The following is a 7,599-nucleotide window of genomic DNA, read 5'->3' as shown; positions in this document are numbered from 1 at the left end:
AGATATCTAGGCCTCACCCGCCCCAACTCCCAACTCCCAACTCCCAACTCCCAATTTCCTATGCCTGAATTGAATTTAACTGAATTATCGACTAATTTTGTTCATGTTCCCGTTTTGAGTCGAGAATTGATCACGGGGTTATCTGTGGTTGCGGGGGGACATTATCTGGATGCGACGGTGGGTGGTGGCGGTCATAGTTTGTTGATTTTACAAGCGGCGGCGGATGTGCATTTAACAGCCCTTGATCAAGATGAAGTGGCGATCGCAGCAACTCAAGCTAGATTAGCAGAAGTTGAACCGAGTTTTGTCGAGCGAGTGCAGTTTTGGCGGGGAAATTTTGCGGAGTATCAACCCAAAGGCATGGAGTTTGATGGCATTATTGCAGATTTAGGCGTCAATTCCTACCAACTCGATACCCCAACTCGCGGGTTTAGCTTTCGTCATAGCGCCCCGTTAGATATGCGAATGAATCAACAACAATTGTTGAGTGCTGCTGATATTATTAATACTTACGATGAGGTTGAGTTAGCCGATATCTTTTTTGATTATGGCGAAGAACGATTGTCTCGTCGGATTGCCAGAAAGATTGTCCAACAGCGTCCGTTTGAGACAACCACTCAACTGGCGGATGTGATTGCCTCTTGTTACCCACCCAAGTCCCGTTATGGTCGCATTCATCCGGCGACTCGTGTATTTCAAGCCCTCAGAATTGCGGTTAACCAAGAACTAACAGCCCTGGAAACCTTTCTCAGCAAAGCACCGCAATGGTTAAAATTGGGGGGTAGAATTGGAGTGATTAGTTTTCACAGTTTAGAAGATCGCAGAGTTAAACAGAGTTTTAAAAGTGATTCTCATTTGCAGGTGTTAACCAAAAAGCCCATTCAACCGCTAGCTGATGAAATCGCTGATAATCCTCGCGCTCGATCTGCTAAACTCAGACTGGCTGAACGAATAACGATCTGATGACTCACCAGTAGATTGAAATATTATTGATAAACACGGGAAACAGTCCGGTAGAGTGGTAGCCCATTGAATTTATTCAGGGGCGGAAACTTGCCACGAGCGACTAAAGGTCGCCTAAATACTACCAGTTATCAAACTGAATTCAGGAGTCAGGAGCAGTAACTTAGTTGACAATTTATGGTACAACACGGTACTATCTGTAAGATAACAGAATACATCTATGCAACGAGCCTTCAAGACCCAACTCAAACTTAATAACCGTCAAAAGACCTTAATGGCTAAACACGCGGGATATTCTAGATGGGTCTGGAATTGGGCCTTAGCGATGTGGAACGAGGCTTATAAAGAAGGACTAAAACCTTCAACAAACAAGCTTAAAAAATTATACACCAATCACATTAAACCTCAATACTCCTGGCAGTCAACGCTAAGTTCTAGAGTTTATCAATTTGCTTTTATGCACTTGGGAGAAGCATTTAGCCGATTTTTTCAAGGCATTGCCAAACATCCTAAGTTCAAGAAAAAAGGCAGAAATGATAGCTTTACTCTCGATAATTGCGGTAAGGTAATGAAGTTTTCGGGGAAGAGATTGAAGCTTCCTTTTATTGGATGGGTTAACACTTACGAACCCCTAACCGGAATCCAGACTAAACGAGTTACAATTAGTCGAGTCGCCGATTCTTGGTATATCTCTGTAGGCTATGAGTTTGAACCAGAACAGACTGTTAAATCAAGAGTTTATCTGGGTGTTGATGTTGGGGTTAAGGCATTGGCGACCTGTTCAGATGGTACTGTTTTTGCCAATCCAGCAGCTCACAAAAAAGCACAGAAAAATCTGGCCAAACTTCAGCGCGAACTTTCTAGAAAACAGAAGGGTTCCAATAACAGGAATAAAGCCAAACTTAAATTAGCGAAAGCTTATCAGCGAGTCACAAACATCCGAAAAGATGCAATTCATAAACTTACCTCATGGCTATGCAAAAATCACGCAGTCATCGGGTTAGAAGACTTGAATGTTTCTCGGATGTTAAAAAATCATAAGTTAGCGGGTGCTATTGCCGATTCTGCTCTTTATGAAATTCGCCGCCAAGTCGAGTATAAGTCCGAGTGGTACGGCTCAGTAGTAGTTTTTGCTGATAGATTTTACCCGTCAACTAAGACCTGTTCAAGTTGCGGTCACGTTCAACAAATAGCACTGAAAGAACGAGTTTTTAACTGTAATAATTGCGGTGTAAGCGTTGACCGCGATTTGAATACCAGCCTGAATTTAGAAGGTTATGCCGAGGGCTTCTCGGTAAAAAGCCTGTCTGACCGGGTGCTGCCGACAGTCCGGGGTGATGCAGGAACGAAACATTAATACGGTTTATACCGTGTTATATCAGTTTTCGATAGCAGTAGAAACCTAATCCATTCACCTGGGAGTAACCAATCGCATGAGTCGGGGAGAGCAGTCCAAGCTAAAACTAATGGTAGTTGATGACGAACCAGATAACTTGGATTTGTTGTACCGGACGTTTCGGCGTGAGTTCAGAGTATATAAAGCAGATAGCGCCCGAGGCGCTCTTTCCATTCTGGAAAAAGAAGGAGAGATGGCGATTATTATCTCAGATCAGCGAATGCCTGAAATGTACGGTACTGAGTTTTTAAGTCAGACGGTTGATCGTTTTCCGGATACGATCCGCATTCTGCTAACGGGGTATACTGATGTCGAAGATTTGGTCGAAGCGATAAACTCCGGTCAAGTCTTCAAATATATTACCAAGCCTTGGAGTCCAGAAGCGCTCAAATCAGTGGTTCAGCAAGCCTCAGAAACTTACAACTTTTCAAAACAGCGTACCCTGTCGTTGCGTCGTGCTTTACGTCGAGAGTCTCTTTACAATGATGTAATGAGCGCTCTACGGGAATCGTTAGACTATTCAAGTATGCTGCAAACGATAGCACAAACGATTGGAGAAACGTTTGAGGCGAAAGGCTGTCACATCCGAGCGGTCGAAGATGGACATCTGTCGCCGGAAGTGTTTTCTTATACACCAACCCAGGGGGAGTCGCCCGAGTGGTTGTCTGATAGTGAATCGTTAATGCTGGCGGTTTTAGAAACTCGTGAAACGAAAATTCTACAAACTCTTGACCAGAATAATCTGATTCAAATTATTATTCCTCTAAGCTATCAATTTAATCTTCTAGCTGTGTTGGCTCTCTATCAAGAAAGTGATGCTAATACTTGGTCTGATAATGATATTCAACTCTTAGAAGCGGTCAGTGAACAAGCCGCTTTGGCTTTGTCTCAGGCTCGACTTTATCAGCGTACCGTTCAACTAGCTGAACAGATGCGCTCGGAGTTAGAAGTCGCTCGTCAAATTCAAACGAATTTACTGCGACAAAGCTGGCCGGATTTACAAACCGTCAAGGTGCAAGCTTGTTGCTATCCCGCGCGAGAAGTTGGAGGTGATTTTTTTGAGGTTTATGTTCATTCTCAGGGTGATGTTTGGGTGGCTGTAGGAGATGTTTCGGGTAAAGGCGTTCCGGCGGCTTTGTTTATGGCGAGTGCGATGTCAGTCATTCGTCGAGAACTTTCTCAAGATGCTTCCCCTGACCCCGAACAAGTGATGCACAATCTTAATAGGATTTTGGCTGATGATCTGATTGGCAATAATTACTTTATTACAATGGTGCTGGCTCGTTATACTCCGACGACCGGAGAGTTAATTTATGCCAATGCCGGACATATTTATCCTCTTGTTTGGTCTCAAAAAATGCTGATGGAACAGGCGGTTGATCCTGACTCCTCTATTACGGTAGAACCCTTATTTCTCAAAGCGCGAGGTATTCCTCTGGGGATTCTTCCGGCTTGGCGAGGGAAGATTGGGAATTTGATCCTGTCTCCTGGAGATATTTTTCTGCTTACCAGCGACGGGATTACAGAAGTGATGGTCGCTCAACCCAGTACAAATGAGGGACAAACTCATCGCACGATGCTTCATCAAGAGGGATTATGGAAGCTTTTGATGCAGCAAACTGAGCCGTTAAACTTGGAAAATTTACTGGCCTCTGTCCGAGAGCATAGTTCCGTTCAGGAAGATGACCAAACAATACTTGCGCTGGAGGTCTTGTTGACAGATGAAAACTGAGCTTCATGTGCCGAGCGACATTCGATTTTTAACGGTTGTCGAAAATTGGCTGTTGAGTAGTTTGGAGGTGGAATTGGGTCATCACATTGATTGGCCCCGTCAATCCAATCGCTTTCGTTTGGTACTGGCGGAAGCCTACTCAAACGTGATTCGCCACGCTCACAAAGACCAGCCCCATCTACCGATTATCATCCGTCTCGAATTGCAGGAGCGAGATATTGCTCTGGAAGTTTGGGATTGTGGAAGTGGTTATGAAGTGGGTGAATATAGCCCTCCCAACCCGGAAGATCGGCAAGAAAGCGGCTATGGCTGGCTGATTATGAATCGATTGATGGATAGAGTTGACTACTGTTTACAGATTAATGGTCATAACTGTCTGCGTCTAGAAGCCAGTCTGGGAGAAAAAGTCGATGAGTCTGAACAACTCCAAGCTTGAAGATTTACCCGGTTTTTCGGATGAAGCTTAAACCGTTATGCTGTCATATTCTTAACAAAACTTAACTGAAATCTACACAATTTTAATTTTTGTAAATTTTAGTTGCAATATTTTCGAGGGGTAAGTCAATAATATCTGAAATCAGTTTTGATGATATCTCAAGGACAGGAGACGCTCAGTGAATCAGCTTTTTCCACTTGCCCCCCGCTATCGCTTAGATGACGAAACTCCTTGGTTAAAAGGAATTGATCCGTCTCGCCATTATTGGATTAATATCAATGGAGATCAACAACTCACCGTTATTATACCGGGATTAATGGTATCTTCTGCCAGTGAGTTTAAACAAGCCATTCTGTATTGGCGATCGCTGCAACCGGGAGATCAGATGACGATTGAGCGAGCCGCCGGAAGCTGTATTCTCTATTGTATTAGTGAAAACTGCTACGCCATTGAAGATCAAAATGCACCGATCAAAGTTTGGCATTTATTTGATCAAGAAACCATTGAAAGCTTATTGATGACGAGCCATCCCGACTGGAAATGTTCGGCGAAAGATCTAGAACTCGGACGAGAATTACTCACTCGTTCTCTACAACTTCCCAGTAAAGCTTAGATTTAAACGGCTTTCAATCCGAATTTTCAGATGGGTTTTGAGAGGGGTTTTTGAAATTCAACAACTCCTGCAAAGAAGCCAAAAGTTTAACCGTGACAACGGCAATTTCCCCATTGGGATTTAAAATAAATTGCCAAGCGACATTCACCCAAAATAAAGGCGTTTTCACTTTCCCAAACACTTGCACTTGTTGTTGACCATTCTCTAAGGTTTGGCTGACTCCCTCTTGGGGTTTAAGCTGCATTCCTTGAGCTTCTGCTGTTAGGTAGATGGCGATCGCTTCTTTTCCGTGCAGGGAATCTTCAAAGGGTGCTTCTAAGATGCCATCTTCTGCAAATAAAGCCGCAGTTGCTTGAAAATTGCCAGCGTTGAGGGTTTCAAAATATTGGAGAACTTGGGGTTCTGTAATTCCTTCGATTTGCAGTAGACTATCTGAATTTGATAAGGTTCTTGTCGGCATAACGTTCAATTCAAAACAGCAAATAAAACAAGAGAACAGCGATCATTTATGTATTTAGATCGCTGCTCTAGATCAATTATATAGCAGAAGTCAGGAGACAGGAGACAGGAGACAGAATTGAAACCTTTATCATAAAAGGATTTGACAGAAAAACAGTGTCCTAATCAACTCTTTCTCTGCTATAGATTAACTAGGCGAGGGGATCGATTCCCATCCCTGAAACGACATTCCGCAGTACCGTAATTTGTTGACTGAATTCTAACTGCTCAATGGCAGCTAAAACTTGACTTGAAGCGCGAGAAACGGGATAACCTGCGGGTACTCCAATGACAGAGCCTTCTTTCATCCATTCTGCTAACTGATACCAAAACGCCAGTTTAGTGTTAGCGCCAAGAACACCGTAGGCGCGACTGACTGGGGTGTTAACAGAAGCCGCAATGTCACGCATTGCTTTGAGTTGATCTTGGGGAGGCATCTGCTTGATATCATTGAGCAGACCTTCTGCAAATTGGAGACGAGCTGCACCGGGAGCCGCAGGGGTAACAGTCCGACCCATTTTGGTATAGAGGAACCAAAGCACTCCAAGCTGCTGATCGACATTGAGAGCTTTAAAGCTGGCAGTGACACGAGCAACAGCGTTTTGATCGCTGGAAACGAATACTTGGCTAAAACTTGTAGTTGAGGACTCAGTGGTAAAAGTCATAGTAGGTATTGAGACTCCTCTGGTAAATAACCGTTTTTAGGAGCTGACCTTGAGTCTTGCTTCCTTTGGTTCCTATTATGTAACGTTTTTTAAAGTTTTGCAAATAAAACTTGCAAATTGCTTTTATTTGTAATAATAATATATTTTTATGGCAAAATGTAAACGCGATCGCTACATTGAAAGCAACACCTGTGCTATAGCAGAAATCAGGAGACACCGAGACTGGAGACAGAATTGAAACCTTTATCATAAAAGGATTTGACAGAAAAACAGTGTCCTAATCAACTCTTTCTCTGCTATATATAATCCCTACATCCGACGGTCATGTATCCCCCAGTCCAAGCGCATCAAGTCAAGCAGCAAGCCATCACCCTCGGATTTCACAAAGTTGGGATAGCGACTGTTGTTGAACCCAAAGCCGAAGTTGAACGGTTACAGGCTTGGCTGAATCAAGGCTATCAAGCAGAGATGGCTTGGATGGCAAACCCCAGGCGTCAGGATATTCGTCAAGTCATGCCAGAGGTACAGTCTGTTATCTGTGTGGCGTTGAACTATTACACCCCTGACGAACGTCGGGAAGGGGCTGAATATGGCAAGATTTCCCGTTATGGTTGGGGGCGAGACTATCATAAGGTGATGCACCAGAAGTTGAAAGCGTTTTCCAACTGGTTACAAGCCCAAGGAGAAGGCATTCAAGCGCGATATTACGCCGATACTGGCCCGATATCTGATAAAGTTTGGGCGCAACGGGCGGGTATCGGTTGGATTGCGAAAAATAGTAATGTAATTACACGAGAATATGGGTCTTGGGTGTTTTTGGGGGAAGTCTTAACGAATTTAGAATTAACCCCAGATTCTCCCCATACCGAACATTGTGGCACTTGTACGCGCTGTATTGAAGCTTGTCCGACGAATGCGATAACAGAACCGTTTGTGGTGGATGCGAATCGCTGTATTGCTTATCATACAATTGAAAATCGCGCCGAACAGTTACCGGAGAATATTGATTTAAACGGTTGGGTTGCGGGGTGTGATATTTGTCAGGATGTATGTCCTTGGAATCAACGCTTTGCTAAAGAAACTGATGTTGAGGCGTTTCAACCTTATCCGGGAAATATTGACCCAAAATTAAGTGAGTTGGCAGAACTTTCAGAAGAAGAATGGAACGAACAATTTACCGCTTCAGCGTTGCGACGAATTAAACCCCAAATGTGGCGACGTAATGCCAAAAAAAATTTACTGTAGGGGCGGGTTCGAGTTGATGTATGTTTTCCCTGCAAATCAGTTAAATAAACC

At 43.7% G+C, this 7,599-nt stretch carries 8 protein-coding genes; 6 read left to right on the top strand and 2 right to left on the bottom strand.

Annotation, left to right across the window (positions count from 1 at the left end; all coding sequences use genetic code 11):
- Nucleotides 1–60 precede the first annotated feature (60 nt).
- From rsmH to WN50_RS27570, 5 genes are all read left to right on the top strand, one after another.
- On the top strand, nt 61–963 hold the full coding sequence (rsmH, locus tag WN50_RS27590) for a 16S rRNA (cytosine(1402)-N(4))-methyltransferase RsmH (protein ID WP_046280482.1): 903 nt from the start codon (nt 61–63) through the stop codon (nt 961–963).
- A 220-nt stretch (nt 964–1,183) separates the two neighbouring features.
- Complete coding sequence (locus WN50_RS27585; protein WP_152964944.1) at nt 1,184–2,320, top strand: RNA-guided endonuclease InsQ/TnpB family protein; 1,137 nt, start codon at nt 1,184–1,186, stop codon at nt 2,318–2,320.
- Nucleotides 2,321–2,396: 76 nt separating this feature from the next.
- Nucleotides 2,397–4,091 carry a SpoIIE family protein phosphatase gene (locus WN50_RS27580; protein ID WP_046282045.1) on the top strand — a complete coding sequence of 565 codons (1,695 nt, stop codon included), beginning with the start codon at nt 2,397–2,399 and terminating at the stop codon, nt 4,089–4,091.
- Nucleotides 4,081–4,527 (top strand): ATP-binding protein, encoded by a 447-nt coding sequence (locus WN50_RS27575; RefSeq protein WP_046282046.1) that lies wholly within the window; start codon nt 4,081–4,083, stop codon nt 4,525–4,527. The genes WN50_RS27580 and WN50_RS27575 overlap by 11 nt, the downstream gene beginning before the upstream one ends.
- 178 nt (nt 4,528–4,705) lie before the next feature.
- Nucleotides 4,706–5,140, top strand: a complete 435-nt coding sequence (locus WN50_RS27570; RefSeq protein WP_046282047.1) for a hypothetical protein — start codon at nt 4,706–4,708, stop codon at nt 5,138–5,140.
- Nucleotides 5,141–5,153: 13 nt separating this feature from the next.
- On the opposite strand, the gene WN50_RS27565 is transcribed toward WN50_RS27570, so the two are convergent.
- Nucleotides 5,154–5,600 carry a nuclear transport factor 2 family protein gene (locus tag WN50_RS27565; protein ID WP_046282048.1) on the bottom strand — a complete coding sequence of 149 codons (447 nt, stop codon included), beginning with the start codon at nt 5,598–5,600 and terminating at the stop codon, nt 5,154–5,156.
- Between the two features lie 190 nt (nt 5,601–5,790).
- Nucleotides 5,791–6,303, bottom strand: a complete 513-nt coding sequence (locus WN50_RS27560) for an orange carotenoid protein N-terminal domain-containing protein (RefSeq protein WP_046282049.1) — start codon at nt 6,301–6,303, stop codon at nt 5,791–5,793.
- A 324-nt stretch (nt 6,304–6,627) separates the two neighbouring features.
- Here WN50_RS27560 and queG point away from each other — a divergent pair, with 324 nt between their 5' ends.
- Nucleotides 6,628–7,548, top strand: a complete 921-nt coding sequence (gene queG / locus WN50_RS27550; RefSeq protein WP_046282051.1) for a tRNA epoxyqueuosine(34) reductase QueG — start codon at nt 6,628–6,630, stop codon at nt 7,546–7,548.
- The last annotated feature ends 51 nt before the right edge of the window (nt 7,549–7,599 follow it).

The organism is Limnoraphis robusta CS-951 (assembly GCF_000972705.2).
This window is presented reverse-complemented; position numbering and strand designations above follow the sequence as displayed.